Consider the following 20,698-nt stretch of genomic DNA (forward strand, 5'->3'; position numbering starts at 1 on the left):
TTTGGATCAGTGAACCGTCTCAACCTTGTGGAAGTCCAGATCGCGGCCTTCGGGCATTGAATCGATGCTCAGCACCTCTTTGCGCTTGGTGATCAGGATATAGACCACGCAAGCCAGATAGAGGCCGACCACAACCGCGCCGATCCACTGGATCTGCAGCCACTGGCTTTGGAACAGCAGGGTCAAGATGAACAGCATGGCAACGTTGCCGGCCACGTAAGGCAGCTTGCCGAACCGTTCGACCGTCATGTTCAGGTTGTCCGTGTACAGGCGGATCAGCGAGTCCAGCGAGTTGATCACGAAGGTCACGCCCACGATCACCATGGCGATATTGGTGATGCCCGCCGTGTCGATGCCGTTCAGGTGGTAGTAGTAGAGAACGGTGAACCAGATCCCCAGCGGGATCGACGGGAAGATCAGCAGCGCCGCCAGCAACTGCCATGTGGTCAGACCACCGACAAAGCGCGAGGTGAACTGGCCGATCATGATTGACCATGCAAACCACCAGAACAGGTAGAAGGCGTGATAGTCGGTCAGCGGCAGAACGAACTTGTGGATGTTGGCAAAATACGCGCCGATATTGCTGCCGGTTTCAAAGAACCCGGTCAGGCCCATGCCGCCTGCAATCCACATGCCGATGATCAGCGACAGGAACAGGAAGGTCGAGCCCACCGACAGGATCCGCACATATTTCAGGTCGGTCGACGAATAGGCCGCCGCCAGAATAACCACGAATACAATGACATAGAAGGTCGTCACCACGGATTGACCATCGCCGATTTCGGGGATGTAGCCGGGCAGATAGATCAGGAACAGGCTGGCGGTGAAGGCACAGGTACCGATGATCACCACGTTGTTGATCAGTTTGACCAGCGGGATCTCAAAGAACTTCACACGTGGTTCGATCACGCAGAAATAGAAAGCCGTCAGGAAGTAGAACGCCCAGATCAGGAAGCCCCAGAACCCGAACTCGATCGCCAACGGGTTGGCGAAGGCGTAGGCCGGCTCTTCAGCATAGCCGCCGAACTCGGTCAGGGGGAACATGATCAGGCCAACGTCCAGCCCGGACGTGAACAGGATCGCGATAAAGGTGAACAGGTGGACGGGGGTGACGCCGACACAGCGCAGGTTCCACCATTTCACCACGAAGAAAGCGACCAGGCCCAGGGCCAGCAGGACGCCGAAAGATAGAATGTACTCCAGTAGCACTGACACACCTCCCTTATTTGGTCAGATCGCACCTTTGTATGTTTAATTGGCTGGTCAATCAACAAAAATGGACGAAATGATCGTTACGGCCAAGTATTAGCCGATCTGATCCCACTTTGGGATCAGAAAACGCAGCTTAAGTCTGGAAGGTTCAGGGCCGAGGCGTTCAGCGCAACATGCCTTCGACCCTGGTCAGCAATTTGCGCGAATCCGGCCTGACATTCGACCCGTAGGTGGCGGCAACTTCGCCCTCAGGATCGATCAGGATCTTGTTGAAGTTCCAATTGGGCACAAAGCCCGTCTGCTGGGCCACAGCCTTGTAAAACGGATGCGCATCCCCGCCCGTGACCGGTGTGATATCGGTCATTGGCAGGGTCAGACCATAATTCATCTCGCAGAACTGTTTGACCTCATCTGCGGAACCCAGCTCCTGATTGAAGGAATCGGACGGAACGGCCAGCACCACCAGACCGCGCGGCGAATACGCCTCGTGCACGTCCTGCAAGGCGGCATATTGGCCGGTGAATCCGCATTGCGACGCGGTGTTGACCACCAACACGGGCTGCCCGCGCCAATCCTCGATGGACAAAGTGCCGCCATCAATCGACGCAAACTCGCCCGTTAGCGGGGCCGCCTGAACGGACCGCCCCACCAGAATCAATGCGGTCAAAAGCAGTAATCTGAGCATGGGCTGTCCTCCTTTTGTAAATAATACGCTTGAAACCGACCGGCAGATCACTTGCACGAAGCCGAGAGGCGGTTGAAATATGCCTTTGCATTCGCGGCCCCGCACCCCAAATATTGGCTCAAAGAAACAAGACCCGGAGACGCCATGACCCGTTATACCAAAGACCCCGAGGCCATTGCCGCTCTTTCCCCCGAAGAATTCCATGTAACCCAGCGCAACGGCACCGAGCGCCCGGGAACCGGCAAGTATCTGGGAAACAAAGAACCCGGCATCTATGTGGACATCGTATCGGGCGAGCCTTTGTTCGCCTCGACCCATAAATACGAATCCGGTTGTGGCTGGCCCAGCTTCACCAAGCCGATCATCCACGAGCATGTGGAAGAGTTTCGCGACACCACCCACGGCATGATCCGGACCGAGGTCCGCTCGAAACATGGCGACAGCCATTTGGGGCATGTGTTCCCCGATGGCCCTCGTGAACATGGTGGGCTACGATACTGCATCAATTCCGCCTCGCTGCGGTTCGTCCATCGCGACGAGATGGAAGACGAAGGCTATGGCGAATACCTGATTCATGTGGAGGATATCTGATGACCGAACAACGCGCCGTTCTGGCCGGAGGTTGCTTTTGGGGCATGCAGGACCTGATCCGCAAACTGCCCGGCGTATCCCGCACCCGGGTCGGTTATACCGGCGGCGATGTGCCCAACGCCACCTATCGCAACCACGGCACCCATGCCGAAGGGATCGAGATCTGGTTCGATCCGACGCAAATCACCTATCGTGAGCTTCTGGAGTTTTTCTTTCAGATCCACGACCCGACCACACCAAACCGGCAGGGCAATGACCGCGGGATGAGCTATCGCTCGGCCATCTACTATGTGGATGACGGCCAGAAACAGGTCGCGCTGGACACGATTGCCGATGTGAACGCCAGCGGCCTGTGGCCCGGCAAGGTCGTGACCGAGGTCGAACCGGTCGGCGATTTCTGGGAAGCCGAGCCGGAACATCAGGACTATCTGGTCCGCATCCCGCATGGCTACACCTGCCATTTCCCGCGCAAGGACTGGGTCCTACCCAAACGCGACGCGGCTGAATAACGGTGCCCCCTCGGAAATCTGAGGGGGTCTAACTCGTCGCCACCCGAGGGCGACCGCTGGCTTCAACAGTCAGCATCGCCTCGACAAACACATCCCGTTCTTCCACCCGCGCCGTTCGGATGTCGCGGTCGACGACGACCCGGATGTCCTCGGCCCCGGCATCGCGTACGGCACCCTCAGCCTCGGCGCGCAGGACCCGTTCCAACAGGGCCAGCGCTTCATCCGAGGCGCCGAAATCCTGCGGGCCGTCCTCAAGATGAACGCGGTACCGGCCTTCGGTCGGAGAGGTCACTGATCCCGATCGCCGCAAGGTCAGTCGTCCGACAACCGCACCGATGGCGTTGGCGACGCCCGCATGGTCCGGCAGCACCATCTGACAACGCAGCCGATCCCCCACCGCAGGGTAGTAGCTGGGGGCCGAGGCGCCCAGCCCCACCACATCCACGTTCAGCGCCGCATCCAGCGCCAGCAAACCCCGGTGCTGCGCCAGCCCGCGTTGGGTCAGAACATGCCGGGCCAGGTCCTTGGGCGCGAGGCCGAAATCATCGGTCTCTTCGGCAAAAGCAGCCTCTAACAAGGTCAAACTGGTCTGTTCGGTCAGTTGGTCGATGATCATTTGCGCCAGCTGCTCGGGCGATGTGGCCAGCATGTCGCCCGACCCGACCCGCTTGCGCGCCACCAGTTCCAGCGCCTTTCGCGCAGCATTTGCATCCCACGCATCGACCCGCCCCAGCACATGGCTGGCATCGGATGGTGTCACCCCTGAGACCTGAACAATTCCGCGATCCACCAACCGGGTCAGCGCACCGTTTTCCATCCGCGTCCGCAACAAGGCACCGAGCGGCAGAACCTGATCGCCCAACCTGTCCAACAGCGCCTCTTCCCGCGCGCCGACCCCATCGGCGTGGACACCCGGCACACGGCGGGCGAACCGCGTGTCATGCTCGCCGACTGTTGTTGCGCGCAGTTGTTCGTCCAGAGCGGCGTGGATCACCTCGGGCGCTTCCGATGCGATCAGTGACACAGGAAGAACCCGCCGCGGCCCCAGAAAGACGCCGCCACCCAAACCTTCGGTCACGACATGCACCTGGCTGTCGCCGCCAAGCCCATGGGTCCGCATGGCGACCGCCTCGACCATGGTGCGAAACCCGCCGACCTGCGCACCCGCCGGATCAATCGCGGGTTTGCCGTCCCGGATCAGCGCCACGTCAGTGGTCGTCCCGCCAATGTCCGAGACCAGAGCGTTCTCGGCCCCCGTCAGCCATTTGGCCCCTACAATCGACGCGGCAGGTCCACTGAGGATGGTCTCGATGGGTCGTTCGCGGGCCTGTTCGGCGCTCATCAACGCGCCATCGCCGCGCACCACCATCATCGGCGCGGTAATGCCCAAGGCCAGCAACTGATCCTGCGCGCGCCCGATCAGACGGTCGATCATCCCGATCAACCGGGCATTCAGCACCGCCGTCACAGCGCGTTTAGGCCCGTTCAGCTTGGCCGACAGGTGATGAGAGCACGTGACCGGCGCACCGGTCTTTTCCGCGATGATCCGCGCCGCCTCCAACTCATGCGCCGGGTTGCGGGTCGCGAATTGGGCGGCAACGGCAAAGCCTGAAATCCCTTTGTGAGAGTCTAAGAACGCCTCCAGCGTCTCTGTATCCAGCGGCCTCACTTCACCGCCCGCATGGCTGTGCCCACCGGCAACGACCAACGCCGGATCGCCCTTCAGCGCATCCTTCAGCCCGTGCTTTTCAAGATCACTTTCTTTGAATCCGATATAGATCAGCGCCACGCGGCCGCCCTGCCCCTCGACCAGAGCGTTTGTTGCCAATGTGGTCGACAACGACGCCATCGAGATCTGATTGGGCGTGACCTGCGCCTCGTTCAACACGGCCGAAATTGCTTTGCCCACTCCGATCGCCAGATCGGTTCGTGTTGTCAGGGATTTGGCCGAGGCGATCACCTCACGCTCATCCCGGATCAACACCGCATCGGTATAGGTTCCGCCCGTATCCACCCCCAAAGCCAGCGCCATCGGGTCCTCCATCTGTTCGCTTCGCATGGGTTTAGAGGTTTGGACCGCCACGTCCAGCCTGTTTGCGGCATTCAGGGCAGTCGATTCACCGCCCAGCGCGCCGCATCTGCCACTGCTGCATCAGGATCGTCGGTCAAACCCTGCGCCACGGAGCGCAACGCCGCCTGCCCGGAATTGCCAATCGCATAAAGCACATTGCGCACAAACCGATCCCGCCCGATCCGCTTGATGGGAGAGCCCGAAAACTTCGCCCGAAACGCGGCATCGTCCAGACCTGCCAGTTCCGCCAGCGCCGGGGCCTTCAGGTCAGCGCGGGCCGCATATCGGATGTCACTGGCGGCCACGGCAAACTTGTTCCACGGACAGGCCGCCAGACAATCATCGCAGCCATAAATCCGGTTGCCCAACTTCCCGCGCAACTCTTCATCCACCGGGCCTTTGTGTTCGATGGTCAGATAGGAAATGCACCGCCGCGCATCCAACTGATACGGGGCCGGGAATGCATCGGTCGGACAACTGTCCAGACAGGCACGACACGATCCGCAATGATCCGTCTCGGCCATGTCCGATGCAATGTCCAAAGTCGTGAAAACAGACCCTATGAAAGCCCAATTGCCCCAATCCCGGCTGACCAGATTGGTGTGCTTGCCCTGCCATCCCAACCCTGCCGCTTGCCCCAAGGCCTTTTCGGGCACCGGAGCAGTATCGACAAACACCTTCACCTCACCCCCGGCTTCAGCAATCAGCCACCGCGCCAACCGCTTCAGGCGCTTCTTGACCAGATCGTGGTAATCCTTGTTCTGAGCATAAACCGAAATCGCCCCGCGCTCGGGATGTGCCAACACTTCGGTCGGGTCATGCTCGGGCGTATAGCTCTCGGCCAACATGATCACCGAACGCGCCTCGGGCCACAGCGCCGCCGGATCGCCACGCCAATGGGTCCGCTCGGCCATCCAACCCATCTGCCCGTGATAACCGGCGTCCAGAAACGCCGCCAATCGGTCCGGCACTTGCGGTACATCCCAAGGCCGACAGACCCGACAGGACACAAACCCCTCGGCCAAAGCCTGCTCTACCAACTTGTCTTTTAAACCCGATCCGCTCTTCATCTGGCCAAAAATATCCTCGGGGGTGAATTGGCCTTCAAGGCCAAGAGGGGGCAGACAGCCCCCTCACCACCCTATCAGAAATCCAGATCAGCGTAATGGGGCGGGGGCCGGAATCCCGGCACCTGATCCGCCAGGATCGAGCGGAACGCCGGGCGCGACTTGATCTTGGCGTACCAGTCCTTCACCGCCGCGCTGCGATTCCAATCTACATCCGAGATATAATCCAGCGCCGACAGATGCGCCGCCGCAGCGAAATCGGCCAGGGTCATCTGATCCCCGGCCAGCCAGCGCCGGTGATCCAGCAGCCACGCCATGTAATCCAGATGATACTTGATCGCCCGCGCACCTTCCTTGACGTTCTTGCTGTCGGGATAGCCCTGCCCGGTCATCTTCTTGTTGACCCGCTCATACAGAAGCTTCGAGGTCACCTCGTTATGAAACTTGTCATCGAACCAGCCAACCAGCCGACGCACTTCAAACCGGGCTTCGGGCGTTTTTGGCATCAGCGGCGGTTCGGGTCGGGTTTCTTCGATATATTCACAGATCGCAGCGCTTTCCGACATGATCTGGCCGTCCAGCCGCAACACAGGCACTTTGCCTGCCGGGTTGCGACGCAGGAAATCCGGGTCTTGCTCCCAATATCTTTCTTCGACCAGTTCGACCTCGATCTTCTTTTCTGCCAAAGACAGCCGAACCTTGCGGCAGTAGGGGGACAGGGGAACGTGAAACAGACGCGCCATGGACTTCCAATCGAACCAGTGAATACTCTTCTGCTTTAGCCCCGAGAGGCGTCAGGTTTCAATCCTCGAAACAATCCGCGCGACCATCTGCGCGGATGGTGGCCGCCCCCTCAAGAATCGCCGCGGCCCGTCTGCGGGTGAAAACCGACGGGTCCGTGACCGAGCGATTGCGCGGTGAGGGCAGGATAGCCGCAATCCGCCCCGCCTGCGTCGGGGTCATATTCGCCGCGCTGACACCGAAATTGCGCTGCGCCGCAGCCTCGACCCCGAAGATACCGTTCCCGGTCTCGGCGACGTTCAGATAGACCTCAAGTATACGCTGCTTGCTCCAGAATATTTCGACCACCGGCGTGATCGAGGTTTCCATCGCCTTGCGCACCCAACTGCGGCCCTGCCACAGGAACACATTCTTCACCACCTGCTGCGTTATGGTCGAGGCCCCTCGACTGCCGCCATCCTCCAACGCATCCCGGATCGCTTCGACGTCAAACCCCCAATGCAGGCAGAAATTCGCGTCCTCGGCCGCGACAACCGACCGGGCCATGACCGGATTGATCTCTTCGATCGGCACCCATTCGCGCTCGACCTTGCCCAACCGCCGCCATTCTGACCAGATCGTGTGGGTGATCGGAGGGTTCACGACCGAATAGAGCAAGATCAGTCCAATCAAGAAACACACAATGCCCAGCGCCGCGCGCGTTACCCAACGGCGCAGTTTCTGACCCAATGGCGTTGTCTTTTTGCGTGCCTTGCTTTTCTTACTGCTCGATTTGCGGGCTGCTTTCTTTGCCATATCTCAGCTATACGACGCACGAGGCCGCTTTGAAACGGCCTAAATCGCGATTGCCCGTGCTTCGCGCGCAGGTACGACCGGGCGGGCGGTGTCGGGCATCCTGGCCCCGCGCGCCTTCAATTCCGGGAACAGATGCAGGATTTCGGCCTGTGTTTCCCGTTCAGGCGTCGTCAGGGCGTGACCGGGGTAATAGCTTTCGCTTTTAGCGCCATTGGCAAAGATGATCTCGTGCCGTTCGAACAACAGGTGGATATAGTCGACCTGCCCGCCTTCGATCCGCCTCACCGTGTCCCCGTTCACCAGACAATGGGCGGCAATCAACGCCTCGGGGTGGCCAAACAACAGCGGCGCGCGCCAGTCTTCGATCAGCATGCGGTGTTGTGGTGAGACCAGCAGCGGTCGGTCCAGCCCCAGCACGCCCGCCTGGAACTGAACGGGTGCAAGTTTGCCCTCGGCCTCAACAGTGGTGCGCCCAACCCAGAACAGCGGTTGCGCGCCGTGATCCACGGTGGTGACAAGGTCGCCTGCCATCAGCTTTTCCACTGCCCGCAGGCCTTGCGGTGTGGCGATCATGGTGCCCGGCGTAAAGCATGGCGGGCCCAGATCGGTGGTCACGTCCAGCGGGCCTTGCGTGGTCACAAAGGTTGTGGACGCCAGCGTGCCCGGCTGCAGAACCGACCCGTCCGTGGGTGTGAACACACGTGTGCCATCCGCCAGATAAAAGGTCGTTCCTGTGTAGGTCGCGGTACCACCGCCCGTCAGGTTGATGGTCACCGTGTCCCCCGGCCATGACGAGGTCACCAACTGACCGTTCACGGTGTCGCCAGTGCCGGCTTCGATGTCGAAATCGTCATCATCATCGACCAGATTGTACTTTTCGACCGTTATGGCCGTCCCGGCCGGAGGCGGATTGGCCGGATCGAACGCATAGAACTGGTCAAGGTAAGTGGTCGGCATTCGGCACCTCCTGTTCGACACCGCAGCGCGGCCACAGCATGATGGCTATTCATCACTAAAGCGTGAACAAAAGGCTAGGCGGGATGGTTGCGATCCAGCAAGACGCGCAGACGATCCACGCCAATAAGAAAGGCCCCGCGTGATTCAAAAGTCACGCGGGGCCCTGTTTTTGGCTGAATTGGCGGCTATTCCGCCGGAACAGCGGCAACTTCGCTTGTCAGCGGATGGCTGAGCTTGTTCAGCATTTCTTTCGGGCAGACCTGCAGGAAGTTGGCTTTTTCCACATCCCAGTGTTGCAGAATGTCGGCGGCCTTGCGGCTGTGGGTCTCGGCCGCGTGACGCTCGACCAGCGATTTCAGCTGATCCACCCAATGATCCACGGTCACCGGACAGGTCACCAGAGTCTCTTTGTTCATCAGCAATTCGGCCTTGCCTTCGGGGTCATACAGATAGGCCATGCCGCCGGTCATACCGGCCCCGAAATTGGCCCCGATATCGCCAAGGATAACGGCCACGCCACCGGTCATGTATTCACACCCGTTCGAACCACAGCCCTCGATCACCACTTTGGCGCCCGAGTTGCGCACGGCAAACCGCTCACCCGCGCGGCCAGCCGCGAACAGGTGGCCATCGGTAGCCCCATACAGAACAGTGTTGCCGATGATGGTGTTGTCATCTGCCTTCAACGGGCTGACCTGCGGCGGGCGCACGACAATGGTACCGCCCGACAGGCCCTTGCCGACATAGTCATTGGCGTCGCCCGACACTTCCAGCTTCAGCCCCGGGGCAGCAAAGGCCCCCAGCGATTGCCCGGCCGAGCCCTGCAGTTTCACATGCAGATGGTCGTCCTGGAACGTGTTCCGCATGCCGAAATTCTGCACGATATGGCTGGAGACACGGGTGCCAACCGTCCGGTGCGTATTCTGGATTGCGTAGGACAGTTGCATCTTTTCACCGTCTTTCAGGAACCGCGCCGCGTCGCGCACGATTTCAGCGTCCAGCGTATCCGGCACCGCATTCCGGTCCTTGTCGCGGTCATAGACGATGTCATGCGCACCATCGACGGTGATCAGCAGCGGGTTGAGGTCCAGATCGTCCAGATGCGCCGATCCCCGGCTGACCTGAGCCAGCAGATCGGCGCGCCCGATGATCTCATCCACGGACCGGGCACCAAGGCTGGCCAGCACCTCGCGCACCTCCTGCGCGTAGAAGGTGATCAGGTTCACCACCTTGTCCGCATTGCCGGTGAACTTGGCGCGCAGGCTTTCGTCCTGCGTACAGACGCCAACGGGGCAGGTGTTCGACTGGCACTGACGCACCATGATACAGCCCATCGCGATCAAGGCGGCGGTGCCGATGCCGTATTCCTCGGCCCCCATCATCGCGGCCATGACGATGTCGCGCCCGGTGCGCAACCCGCCATCGGTGCGCAGAGTCACCCGATCCCGCAGGTTGTTCATCGCCAGAACCTGATGCGCCTCGGTCAGGCCCATCTCCCACGGCAGACCGGCATATTTGATGCTGGTCGCGGGGGATGCCCCGGTGCCACCATTATGGCCCGAGATCAGGATCACGTCCGCTTTCGCCTTGGCCACACCGGCAGCAATCGTGCCAACGCCCGAAGACGCCACCAGTTTCACTGTCACCTTGCAGCGCGGGTTGATCTGTTTCAGGTCATAGATCAGCTGCGCCAGATCCTCGATAGAGTAGATGTCGTGATGCGGCGGTGGTGAGATCAGCGTCACACCCTTGGTCGAATGCCGCAGACGCGCGATCAGATCGGTGACCTTCATGCCGGGCAATTGCCCACCCTCACCGGGTTTCGCACCCTGGGCGACCTTGATCTCAAGTTCTTCGCACTGGTTCAGGTATTCGGCGGTGACACCGAAGCGACCAGAAGCCACCTGCTTGATCTTGGCTGACGGGTTGTCGCCATTGGGTTCCGGCACGAAATGCGCCGGATCTTCACCGCCCTCGCCCGAGTCCGACTTGGCTCCGATCCGGTTCATCGCCACATTCAACGTCTTGTGCGCCTCGGGCGACAGCGCGCCCAGCGACATGCCCGGCGTGACGAACCGTTTGCGGATCGAGGTGATCGATTCCACCTCTTCAATCGGCACCGGCTTGCCCAGCGGCTTGAAATCCATCAGATCACGCAGGTGGATCGGTGGGTTCGACTGCATCTTGGCCGAATACTGTTTCCACAGCTCATATGAGGCGCGGTTACAGGCCATTTGCATCATATGCATCGAGGTCGCTTCCCACGCGTGGGTCTCCCCCGATTTGCGCGCTTTGTAGAAACCACCGATGGGCAGCACGTCCAAACCACTGTCCCAGCCCTTGGCGTGGATTTCCTCGACCTTGGCCTGAATACCGGTGACGCCGATACCCGAGATCCGGCTGGTCATGCCCGGGAAATACTCAGCCACCATGGCCCGGCTGAGGCCCACGGCCTCAAAGTTCAGACCGCCACGATAGGACGAGATCACCGAAATCCCCATCTTGGCCATGATTTTCAACAGGCCCTGATCGATGGCTTCGCGATACCGCGCGACGTTTTCGGTCAGGGTGCCGTCCAGCAACCCGCGGTCAATGCGGTCGGCCAGCGAATCCTCGGCCAGATAAGCGTTTACAACAGTCGCGCCGCAACCAATCAGAACCGCAAAGTAATGCGGATCGACACATTCGGCGGACCGCACGTTCAGCGAACAGAACGTCCGCAGCCCCTGCCGCGTCAGATGCGAATGCACCGCGCTGGTCGCTAGGATCATCGGCATCGCCACACGACCCTGACCCGAGTTCAGATCGGACAGGACCAGATGACCCGCGCCCGAGCGCACAGCCTCTTCCGCTTCGGCTCTGATACGGGCCAAAGCGGCGCTGAGCGCGCCCCTGCCGGGTTCAAAGCTACAGTCGATCTCGGCCAGCGGAGAGTTGAAGTTTTCAACCAGCTTGTCCCACTGCGCGTTACCGACAAAGGGGCTTTCCAGCACGATGATCTCGGTCTGGCTGCTGTCTTCATCCAGCACGTTCTTCAGGTTGCCGAACCGCGTCTTCAGCGACATCACACGGTATTCGCGCAAGCTGTCGATGGGCGGGTTGGTCACCTGGCTGAAGTTCTGGCGGAAGAAATGGCTGAGCGGACGGTATTTCTTGGACAGAACCGCCGAGGGCGTATCGTCACCCATCGAGGCCAAAGCCTCTTTCCCATCTTCGGCCATGGGCGCGAGGATTTGCTCCAGTTCCTCGACCGAGTATCCTGCCGCGATCTGACGTTTGCGCAGTTCATCGCCCGAGAAGATCGGAGCCTCGGACACACCTGCCAGCGTATCGTCCACATCGTTGATTTTGCTCACCCAGTCGCCAAACGGCAGCGCGCGGGACAGTTTGTCCTTGATCTGCTTGTCGCGGAACAGTTTGCCCTTCTTCATGTCCACTGCCAGCATCTGACCCGGACCAAGCGCGCCTTTTTCGGTCACGGTGGCCTCATCGATTGGCACCATACCGGTTTCAGACCCCGCGATGACCAGCCCGTCACCCGTCACAACGTAACGCATCGGGCGCAACCCGTTGCGGTCCAGACCGGCACAGACCCAGCGGCCGTCGGTCATCGCCAAAGCGGCGGGGCCGTCCCACGGCTCCATCACCGAGTTGCAATAGGAATACATATCGCGCCACGCCTGCGGCAGTTCCACCGCCTGCTTGGACCAGCTTTCCGGCACCAACATGGTTTTCGCCATCGGGGCCGAGCGGCCCGCGCGCACCAGAACCTCAAAAACCGAGTCTAATGCAGCCGAATCCGACGATCCCCCCGCGATGATCGGCTTGATGTCTTCGGCATAGTCGCCAAAGCTGTCCGAGGTCATCCGGATTTCATGGCTTTTCATCCAGTTGACGTTGCCCTTCAGCGTGTTGATCTCGCCGTTATGGGCCAGCATGCGGAAAGGTTGCGCCAGCCACCATTGCGGGAAGGTGTTGGTCGAATAGCGCTGGTGATAAATCGCGAATGCGGATTCGAAGCGTTCATCCATCAGGTCCGGGTAGAACACGGCCACCTGCTCGGCCAGCATCATGCCTTTGTAGATGATCGAGCGGCAGGACAGCGACGCCAGATACAGCCCGGAAATCCCAGCGGCCAGGGCAGCCTTTTCGATCCGGCGACGGATCACGTACAGCTCGCGCTCGAACGTCTCTTCGTCCACGCCTTTTGAATTCGAGATCAGGATCTGCTCGATCTCGGGCCGGGTAGCGTTGGCCTTGTCGCCCAGACAGGTCACATCGACCGGTACGTGACGCCAGCCATAGATGTAATAGCCCATGCGCAGAACTTCGGTTTCTACGATGGTCCGGCAGCTTTCCTGCGCCCCGAAATCGGTACGCGGCAAGAACACCTGACCGACGGCGATCAACTGATCCAGATTGGGCTCGTGCCCGGTGCGGCGGATCTGGTCATAGAAGAATGGAACCGGAATTTGCACGTGGATCCCCGCGCCATCGCCGGTCTTGCCATCGGCATCCACCGCGCCCCGGTGCCAGATCGCCTTGAGCGCATCGATCCCTGCATCCACAACCTTGCGGCTTTTCTTACCATCGACCGAGACAACAAGACCCACACCGCAGGACGAATGCTCCTCATCCTCGGAATAAAGACCGTTTTCCGCCATCCACTGGCGTTTGGCTTCTTCGGCCCGCACCCAATCGGCATCATATTTGGTCATTGGCTGTCTCCTTCTTCCGAGGGGGCTTAATTCGCTTTGGTATCTGGCTTATTCGGCTGCGACAGCAGCTTTGGCGTTGAACCGGTCGATGATCGCGTCGGCACAATCGCGCCCGTCACGGATGGCCCAGACCACCAGAGAGGCCCCGCGCACGATGTCACCGATGGCATAAACGCCGTCCATCTCGGTCTCACCGGTCTGGAAGGCGGCCTTGACGGTACCCCAACGGGTCACGGGCAGATCGGGCTGGCCGAACAGGGTGGGCAGGTCTTCGGGCTCGAAGCCCAGCGCCTTGATGACCAGATCGGCCTCTTCCACATAATCCGCGCCTTCGATCACCTCGGGGGCCTGACGGCCCGTGGCGTCGGGCTGACCCAGACGCATTTTCTGCACCATCACGCCCGAGACGGTATCGTCGCCGGTAAAGCCCTTGGGCGCGCTGAGCCATTCGAAGATCACGCCTTCTTCCTCGGCATTCTGGGTTTCGCGCTGCGAGCCGGGCATGTTCGCGCGGTCGCGGCGGTACAGGCATTTGACCGAAGTGGCCCCTTGCCGGATCGAGGTGCGCACACAGTCCATCGCGGTATCGCCACCGCCGATCACGACGACTTTCTTGCCATCGGCGTTCAGGCGGCCATTGTCGAAATCTTCGACCGCGTCACCAAAGCTTTTGCGGTTCGAGGCGGTCAGGAAGTCGATGGCCTTTTCGATGCCGTTCAGCCCGCTGCCCGGCATCGACAGGTCGCGCGATTTGTAAACGCCGGTCGCGATGATCACGGCGTCATGCTTGGCGCGAATCTCGTCGAATTTGGCAGCGTCCACGTCGCAGTTCAGCACGAACTCAACCCCGCCATCGGCCAGCAGGTCGTTGCGGCGCTGCACGATGTCCTTTTCCAGCTTGAAGCCCGGAATGCCGTACATCAGCAACCCACCGGCGCGGTCATAGCGGTCATAAACCGTCACCTGAACACCGGCGCGACGCAGCATATCCGCCGCCGCCAGCCCGCCGGGGCCACCACCGATGATGCCAACGCTTTCGCTGCGCTCGGCCCCCGGAACCACGGGCTTGACCCAGCCTTTGTCCCATGCCGTGTCGGTGATGTATTTTTCGATCGTCCCGATGGTGACGGTGCCGTGGCCGGACTGTTCGATCACGCAATTGCCTTCGCACAGGCGATCCTGCGGGCAAATGCGGCCACAAATCTCGGGGAAGGTGTTGGTGGCCTGACTGGTCTGATACGCCTCTTCCAGACGACCCGTCGCGGTCAGGTTCAGCCAATCGGGGATATTGTTGTGCAGCGGGCAGTGCGACTGGCAATAGGGCACACCACACTGGCTGCACCGGCTGGCCTGCTCTGCCGCCTTGTCCGCCGCGAACTCGGCATAGATTTCGTCAAAGTCTTCCTTGCGGTCATCAGCGGCACGCTTTTCCGGCATGACGCGGTCGATCTGCACAAATTTCAGCATCGGTTGCTTGGCCACGGGTCAGACTCCATGAATTGGCTTGGTCGGGCCTGTTTAAGAGATGCAGTTTGGGATGAAAAGTAAAAAGTACTGACTTAAATTGGAAAAGTTTGCGGTATCTTGCTAATCTCGGGAAATTACTGCGTGATTTTAGTTCCGATTCGGACCTATCAACGCACTTTCCTTTTGAGAGCCACCGGAATACCCATAAAAAGTAAAACGATTTGGTAGCAGTGCAGCAGGTTAAATGAGTCTTTTTCACTTGATTCTCGTAGCGATAATTCAGGGGATAACTGAATTCCTGCCGGTGTCTTCATCGGGCCATCTGATCCTGCTGCCCAGCCTGACAGGGATGGAGGATCAGGGCCAAACCATAGACGTCGCGGTTCATGTGGGCACGCTGGGCGCGGTTGTGCTGTATTTTTGGACGGACGTGAAATCTGCCCTCTCCGGCGTGCCCCGCGCCCTAAGAGGCCAAACCGATACCCCGCAGGCCAGGCTGGCCCTGGGGCTGATCATCGCGACGATCCCAACCGTTCTTGCCGGGCTTGTCCTGTTTCTGACCGGGCTGAGCGATGCGATGCGTTCGATCGCTGTGATCGGCTGGACAATGCTGCTGTTTGGCGTGTTGCTGTATTGGATGGATCAAAAGGGCCCGCAAACCAAGGTGGCAAAGGATTGGGGCCTGCGGGACGCGGCGATCATGGGCCTGTGGCAGGCCATCGCCCTGATCCCCGGTACATCGCGGTCCGGCATTACCATCACCGGTGCCCGGCATCTAGGATACACGCGCGAGGACGGGGCCCGCATTGCCATGCTGATGTCGATCCCGACGATCATCGCCTCGGGCGTCTTGTTGTCAGCGGATGTGATCCATCAGGCCGATACCAATCTGGCCAAAGACGGGGCGATTGCCGCTGCCTTCGCCTTTGTCTCGGCACTTTTGGCGCTTAGCCTGATGATGCGCCTGCTGCGCAGCGTCAGCTTCACCCCATACGTGATTTACCGCGTGTTTCTGGGCATCACCCTGCTGGTGATTGCCTACAGCTGATCAGGTCCGCAGGTTATCGGCGGAATTCTGGATGTCGTCATACTGGCCCGAGGGGCGGAATTTCCACAGGTACTCGGGCAGAACCGACGCAAGCGTCGTGGCTTCGATCCCAAGATCTTCCAGCGTTTTTGCACCCTCTGACACAACATTGTCCCGGCGCAGGTTTTTCAGCTGATCGCGGGTCAGGATGTTGTTGGGGAACAGCTGGAAGCTGACGAATTTCGCAATGTCCAGAACCCCGGCCATGATCTTGGCCACAAAGAACGGTACACCCAGAATGATCCGGCGGCGGTGAATGACCTCCAGCATCTGCTGCATCAGGGCGCGGAAGGTTTTGACCTCGGGCCCGCCCAATTCGTAAACCCCGGCCTGCGCCTGACCCAGAACCCCTTTGACCGCCGCCTGCGCGACATCGTCCACATAGACCGGCTGGAATTTCGTATCGGCACCGACCAGAGGTAAAAACGGACCCAGACGCGCCATACCCGCAAAGCGGTTGAAGAACTGATCTTCCGTGCCAAAGACAAGCGACGGGCGCAGGATCACGGCGTCGGGCATATGCTGCAACACGCCCGCCTCTCCCCGCGCCTTGGTCTGCGAGTATGTGCTGGCCGCATCTGCATCCGCACCAATGGCCGAAATATGAACCATACGCGCGATACCCTGCTGCGCCGCCAAACGCGCGATCCGCTCGGCCCCTTCGGCCTGCACGGCGGCAAAATCATTGTTGCCAAGCTCGTTCAGGACGCCCACGCAGTTCACGACCGCATCCGCACCCTGCATAGCCTGCGCAACCGACGCATCATCGCGGATATTGCACAAGACCGGTTCGACCTGACCAACCACGCCGTAGGGTTTGACAAACATGGCTTCGTTCGGCCGGCGCACCGCCACGCGCACGCGCCACCCTTCACCCGCCATCCGTCGCGCGATGTAGCGCCCGACAAAACCCGATCCGCCGTAAATCGTGACCAGTTTGGACATGGGTGACCTCCTGCTGACTTTATGGGGAAAAGACGTAGCGCCCAGATCGCTTCGAAACAAGGCGCTAATTCGCCACGCGGCAACATCGGCACAATGCCTGATTGGGGGCGTAATCGGCCTTGTTCAAAAAACTTTCAAAAATCTCCCCGAATCCGGTTGACGCCCCCCGCCACTGGGCTTAAACGCCCCCTCACGACACCTGCCCAGGTGGCGGAATTGGTAGACGCGCTAGCTTCAGGTGCTAGTGTCCGTATGGACGTGGAGGTTCGAGTCCTCTCCTGGGCACCAAATCCCCCAAAGATGCTATTCCAAAACCACCCGTGCGCGGGCGATGTTTGCTGTCATTACAATCTCACGACACCGATTGCTCGGACACGATTTCACCGAAGCGGGTGAAGAACTTGCCAGACAGTTTCTTGGCCGTTCCCGCGATCAAACGGCTGCCCAATTGTGCGATCTTGCCGCCGATATCGACCTTGGCGGTGTAGGCCAGAACCGTCTCATCGCCATCTTCGGTCAGTGTCACCTCGGCCCCGCCCTTGGCGAACCCGGCGGCCCCGCCCTTGCCTTCGCCATTCAAGGAAAAGCCATCCGGTGCGTTAGAGGTGTCCAGCGTCACCTGACCGGCGAACTTGGCCTTGACCGGGCCGATTTTCAGCACAACCTTGGCTTCCAGATCCTCGGGCGAGTTCTGAACCAGTTCCTCGCAGCCCGGAATACATTCTTTCAGAATCTCTGCATCATTCAGGGCGCGGTACACCACGTCACGGGGGGCGGTGATACGGATTTCGTCGCTCAGTTCCATTCAGGCATTTCCTTTGTTCAACAACATCTTGGGAAGACGATCAGCGCCATTTCGGCCGCGTCTTCCGGGTTGGGATCGGGGCGGGCGGGCCAGAGTGCGGCGCACCATCTACGCAAGCTTTTCGTCATGAGAGACCTCCTTAGTCGTATCACTGTTCCGCCAAAGCACAATCTCGGCCAAGATCGACAAGGCGATTTCGTGCGGATCGATGGCGTGAATATCCAACCCCGCAGGCGATTTCAGCCGCGCAACACACAACGGGTCCATGCCCTGTGCGATCAGTTTCGCCACCAGCGTATCGGCCTTGCGGCGGCTGGCCACCATCGAGACGCGCGCGGCCGGTGTCTCCAACGCAGCCTTTAGCACCGCGCCATCGTTTTTGCCCTGGGACGCGACCACCACGAAATCCCGCGCCTCGATCCCAAGTTCGGACACCTGATCCAACGAGAACCGGGCGCACTCAGCCGATGCCTCTGCGCCGTCGTCAAGATAGACGCGCAGCCCGGCCAAAGTGCCGTGCGCCGCCAATGCCGATGCGATGGGCGAGGCACCAAAGATCACCAGCCGGGGCGCCTGTTGATAGGGTTCGACCAGCAGATCAACCGTGCCGCCAGACGGGCATCCGCTTTTGAAGGTTTGCACGCCATCCGGGTCCGTCATCGTCACCACCTTTTCCGAAGGTTTCACGCGGATCATCTGCGGCGTCCCGCTGGACAACGCCTGCTGTGCCGAGGTTCGAACCACACGCTGTACGCACGCTCCACCCAGATGGCCCAGAATCTCTCCACCCCGCGTCACAGCCGCCTTTCCACCCGCCTTGGCCGAGGTCGCATCTGCCGTCCGCAGAACAGTCGCGACACAGAATGGTTGACCGGATTGCCGAAGCTGCTCAATGGTGTCGAAAATGTCAAAATTTCCCATGTTAGACCCTTTTCAGAGCTTGCGGAATTCAGGTTCAAGGGCCGCGAGCGCGTCCAGCGTGTTGGCGGGCAAATGGGCGTCCAGATAAGGTTCCGCAGCTTGCATGGCCGCCGCGATGGGCTGGTAGTCCTTCCACCCTTTCAGCGGATTGAGCCAGACAATCCGCCGCGCTTTGCGCCGCATCCGTGCCAAAGCGTCTGCCAACCGATCCGGGGTCTGAGTGCAGTACCCGTCCGACAGGATCAGAACGACCGTCCGGCCATTCAGCGCGCGCGCGCCGTAGCCATCCAGAAACCGCTCCAGATTGCCCGAAATATCCGTACCGCCACCGAACCCCTCGGCCATCAGCGACAACCGACCAGCCGCGCGCAGCGTATCATGGTCCTGCAAAGCGTCGGTGACCCGCAGCAGGCGGGTGTGAAACAGATAGGCATCCGCATCAGTGCCGCTGCCGATCAGACCTTTGAGGAAGGCCAGAAAGACCCGCGAATACACGGTCATCGATCCGCTGACATCGCAAAAGGCAACGATCCGCATCGGACGAGGGGGCCGCGCGCGGCGAAACAGATCGATGGGCTCACCACCCCGAGCCAGACTGGCCCGTTGAATGCGCCGCATATCCAGCGTTGGTCCCCGCAAAGCCCGTTTGCGCCTGCGCGAACGCCGGTCGCGTATGGCGCGCGCCAATTTCAACGCCGCCTCTTCCGCTTGTTTCAACGAGTGTTCATCCATCAACTCACGCAAATCCCGGCGCGACAGGTTGGCCGTGCGGGTTGCAATCAGCTTCCCGTCCTTCCCCTCGGCCTGCCTGTCGCTCGGGTCCGGAGTGGTGTCCCCTGAACTGGCCTCAGCACTGTCCGCACCCGGTTCATGGCTTTGCCAGATCATCGGCTTTGCCGACTGAACCCGAACATGCGTGTTCTGCGCGACGCCGGACCGTTGCTTGCCCGCATTGAACCAATAGGCGTCAAACAGGCCGTCGAACCGCCGCCAATCTTCGGCATCCCCAGCCAAAACCGCGCATAATGCCTGACGGGCCTGATCGGTGTCCGTAGCCTCGACCTTGGATAAAGCCACCAACGCGTCGCAAGTCTCTTTCGGGCCAACCCGCAAGCCATTCAGGCGCAGATGGGCAATGAACCCCGACATGCGATCCGCCAACCCATCAGCCCGAGAGGGAAAGCGCGTCACCTGCATCACGCCACCTTCCCGATCAGCCGATCCATCAATTCCGCAGGGGCCGCATCGTAATCCGCAGCGGTTTTCAACAGACACACCAAAGTCGCCTGCACCTCGTCCCGCGACTTGGCCAGATCGTTGACCCCCAGGCCCGACAGGGCGGCGGCCCAATCCAACATCTCTGCCACACCCGGCTTCTTTTCCAGATCTTCCTGCCGCAGCGCCTGCACGACCCCGATGATCTGCCGCGCCAGCGCCCCTTCAACCTCGGGCATCCGCGCCTGCAGGATCGCCAGTTCCGTTTCTTTCGTTGGATAGTCCAGGAAACTGTAAAGACACCGCCGCCGCAAAGCATCCGACAGATCCCGCGTCCCGTTTGCGGTCAGGATAACAATGGGCCGAACCCGCGCCTTGATCGTCCCAAGCTCGGGGATCGTGATCTGATAGTCCGACAGGATTTCCAACAGATAGGCTTCGAATTCTTCATCCGCCCGATCAATTTCATCGATCAACAAAACCGGAGGTTGTTCTTCGGAGACAGCCTCTAACAAAGGTCTTTTCAGTAAATACGCATCGGAAAACAGTTGCGCCTCGCTGGTGCCACCCTGCGCTTCGCTCGCTCGGATCGCCAACAATTGACGCTGATAATTCCACTCATAAATCGCGTGGTTTGCGTCCAGCCCCTCATAACACTGCAACCGGATCAACCGCGTATCCCGCCAAGCCGCCACCGCCTTGGCGACCTCGGTCTTGCCAACCCCGGCCGGACCTTCCAGCAATAAGGGCCGCCCAAGCTGCTGTGCCAAATGCAAGGCCATCGCCAACCGATCATCGGCAACATAGCCCTGCGCGGCCAATCCGTTCTGCACATCGCTCAAAGTCAAAACCAGGATCCTATCTTCATCTGGCCAAAAATATCCCGGGGGAGGTGCGGAGGGGGCAGCGCCC

At 60.2% G+C, this 20,698-nt stretch carries 17 protein-coding genes and 1 tRNA gene; 4 read left to right on the forward strand and 14 right to left on the reverse strand.

Features of this window, described 5'->3' with window-relative positions; genetic code table 11:
• Positions 1-6: 6 nt before the first annotated feature.
• Positions 7-1,203: a BCCT family transporter gene (locus ACR0AC_RS20530; RefSeq protein WP_170521370.1), complete on the reverse strand. Its 1,197-nt coding sequence runs from the start codon at positions 1,201-1,203 to the stop codon at positions 7-9.
• A 172-nt stretch (positions 1,204-1,375) separates the two neighbouring features.
• The gene (locus tag ACR0AC_RS20535; RefSeq protein WP_480875780.1) at positions 1,376-1,897 is read right to left on the reverse strand and encodes a glutathione peroxidase; all 522 of its coding nucleotides are present in this window, start codon (positions 1,895-1,897) and stop codon (positions 1,376-1,378) included.
• 144 nt (positions 1,898-2,041) lie between these two features.
• On the opposite strand from ACR0AC_RS20535, the gene msrB reads away from it, so the two are divergent.
• Both msrB and msrA read left to right on the forward strand, forming a co-directional pair.
• A complete protein-coding gene (gene msrB / locus ACR0AC_RS20540) occupies positions 2,042-2,488 on the forward strand; it encodes a peptide-methionine (R)-S-oxide reductase MsrB (RefSeq protein WP_170453280.1) in 447 nt (148 codons plus the stop codon).
• Positions 2,488-2,997 carry a peptide-methionine (S)-S-oxide reductase MsrA gene (gene msrA / locus ACR0AC_RS20545; RefSeq protein ID WP_480875784.1) on the forward strand — a complete coding sequence of 170 codons (510 nt, stop codon included), beginning with the start codon at positions 2,488-2,490 and terminating at the stop codon, positions 2,995-2,997. Before msrB ends, msrA begins: the two co-directional genes overlap by 1 nt.
• Before the next feature lie 28 nt (positions 2,998-3,025).
• Here msrA and ACR0AC_RS20550 read toward each other — a convergent pair whose 3' ends face one another.
• From ACR0AC_RS20550 to ACR0AC_RS20580, 7 genes are all read right to left on the reverse strand, one after another.
• A complete protein-coding gene (locus ACR0AC_RS20550) occupies positions 3,026-5,029 on the reverse strand; it encodes a hydantoinase/oxoprolinase N-terminal domain-containing protein (RefSeq protein ID WP_480875808.1) in 2,004 nt (667 codons plus the stop codon).
• A gap of 71 nt (positions 5,030-5,100) precedes the next feature.
• Complete coding sequence (gene queG, locus ACR0AC_RS20555) at positions 5,101-6,138, reverse strand: tRNA epoxyqueuosine(34) reductase QueG (protein ID WP_480875787.1); 1,038 nt, start codon at positions 6,136-6,138, stop codon at positions 5,101-5,103.
• 74 nt (positions 6,139-6,212) lie between these two features.
• Positions 6,213-6,878: an FtsZ-binding protein FzlA gene (fzlA, locus tag ACR0AC_RS20560; protein ID WP_170453282.1), complete on the reverse strand. Its 666-nt coding sequence runs from the start codon at positions 6,876-6,878 to the stop codon at positions 6,213-6,215.
• A 58-nt stretch (positions 6,879-6,936) separates the two neighbouring features.
• Positions 6,937-7,671, reverse strand: coding sequence for a monofunctional biosynthetic peptidoglycan transglycosylase (gene mtgA, locus ACR0AC_RS20565; protein WP_480875790.1), 735 nt, complete (start codon positions 7,669-7,671; stop codon positions 6,937-6,939).
• Between the two features lie 39 nt (positions 7,672-7,710).
• A complete protein-coding gene (locus ACR0AC_RS20570; RefSeq protein WP_480875792.1) occupies positions 7,711-8,628 on the reverse strand; it encodes a Hint domain-containing protein in 918 nt (305 codons plus the stop codon).
• Positions 8,629-8,813: 185 nt separating this feature from the next.
• Positions 8,814-13,346, reverse strand: coding sequence for a glutamate synthase large subunit (gene gltB / locus ACR0AC_RS20575; protein ID WP_480780847.1), 4,533 nt, complete (start codon positions 13,344-13,346; stop codon positions 8,814-8,816).
• A 48-nt stretch (positions 13,347-13,394) separates the two neighbouring features.
• The gene (locus ACR0AC_RS20580) at positions 13,395-14,828 is read right to left on the reverse strand and encodes an NAD(P)-dependent oxidoreductase (RefSeq protein ID WP_170623577.1); all 1,434 of its coding nucleotides are present in this window, start codon (positions 14,826-14,828) and stop codon (positions 13,395-13,397) included.
• Between the two features lie 229 nt (positions 14,829-15,057).
• On the opposite strand from ACR0AC_RS20580, the gene ACR0AC_RS20585 reads away from it, so the two are divergent.
• Positions 15,058-15,861, forward strand: coding sequence for an undecaprenyl-diphosphate phosphatase (locus ACR0AC_RS20585; protein ID WP_480627334.1), 804 nt, complete (start codon positions 15,058-15,060; stop codon positions 15,859-15,861).
• Here ACR0AC_RS20585 and ACR0AC_RS20590 read toward each other — a convergent pair whose 3' ends face one another.
• The gene (locus tag ACR0AC_RS20590; protein WP_170520803.1) at positions 15,862-16,845 is read right to left on the reverse strand and encodes a complex I NDUFA9 subunit family protein; all 984 of its coding nucleotides are present in this window, start codon (positions 16,843-16,845) and stop codon (positions 15,862-15,864) included. It lies immediately after the preceding gene.
• A 201-nt stretch (positions 16,846-17,046) separates the two neighbouring features.
• On the opposite strand from ACR0AC_RS20590, the gene ACR0AC_RS20595 reads away from it, so the two are divergent.
• A tRNA-Leu gene (locus tag ACR0AC_RS20595) sits at positions 17,047-17,133 on the forward strand.
• Between the two features lie 64 nt (positions 17,134-17,197).
• Here ACR0AC_RS20595 and ACR0AC_RS20600 read toward each other — a convergent pair.
• From ACR0AC_RS20600 to ACR0AC_RS20615, 4 genes are all read right to left on the reverse strand, one after another.
• A complete protein-coding gene (locus ACR0AC_RS20600; RefSeq protein ID WP_170453301.1) occupies positions 17,198-17,650 on the reverse strand; it encodes an SRPBCC family protein in 453 nt (150 codons plus the stop codon).
• Between the two features lie 108 nt (positions 17,651-17,758).
• The gene (locus ACR0AC_RS20605; protein ID WP_480875799.1) at positions 17,759-18,571 is read right to left on the reverse strand and encodes an XdhC family protein; all 813 of its coding nucleotides are present in this window, start codon (positions 18,569-18,571) and stop codon (positions 17,759-17,761) included.
• 12 nt (positions 18,572-18,583) lie between these two features.
• Positions 18,584-19,768, reverse strand: coding sequence for a vWA domain-containing protein (locus ACR0AC_RS20610; protein WP_480875802.1), 1,185 nt, complete (start codon positions 19,766-19,768; stop codon positions 18,584-18,586).
• On the reverse strand, positions 19,768-20,634 hold the full coding sequence (locus ACR0AC_RS20615) for an AAA family ATPase (protein ID WP_480875805.1): 867 nt from the start codon (positions 20,632-20,634) through the stop codon (positions 19,768-19,770). Before ACR0AC_RS20615 ends, ACR0AC_RS20610 begins: the two co-directional genes overlap by 1 nt.
• Between the last annotated feature and the right edge of the window lie 64 nt (positions 20,635-20,698).

It is taken from the genome of Ruegeria sp. H7, assembly GCF_056532945.1.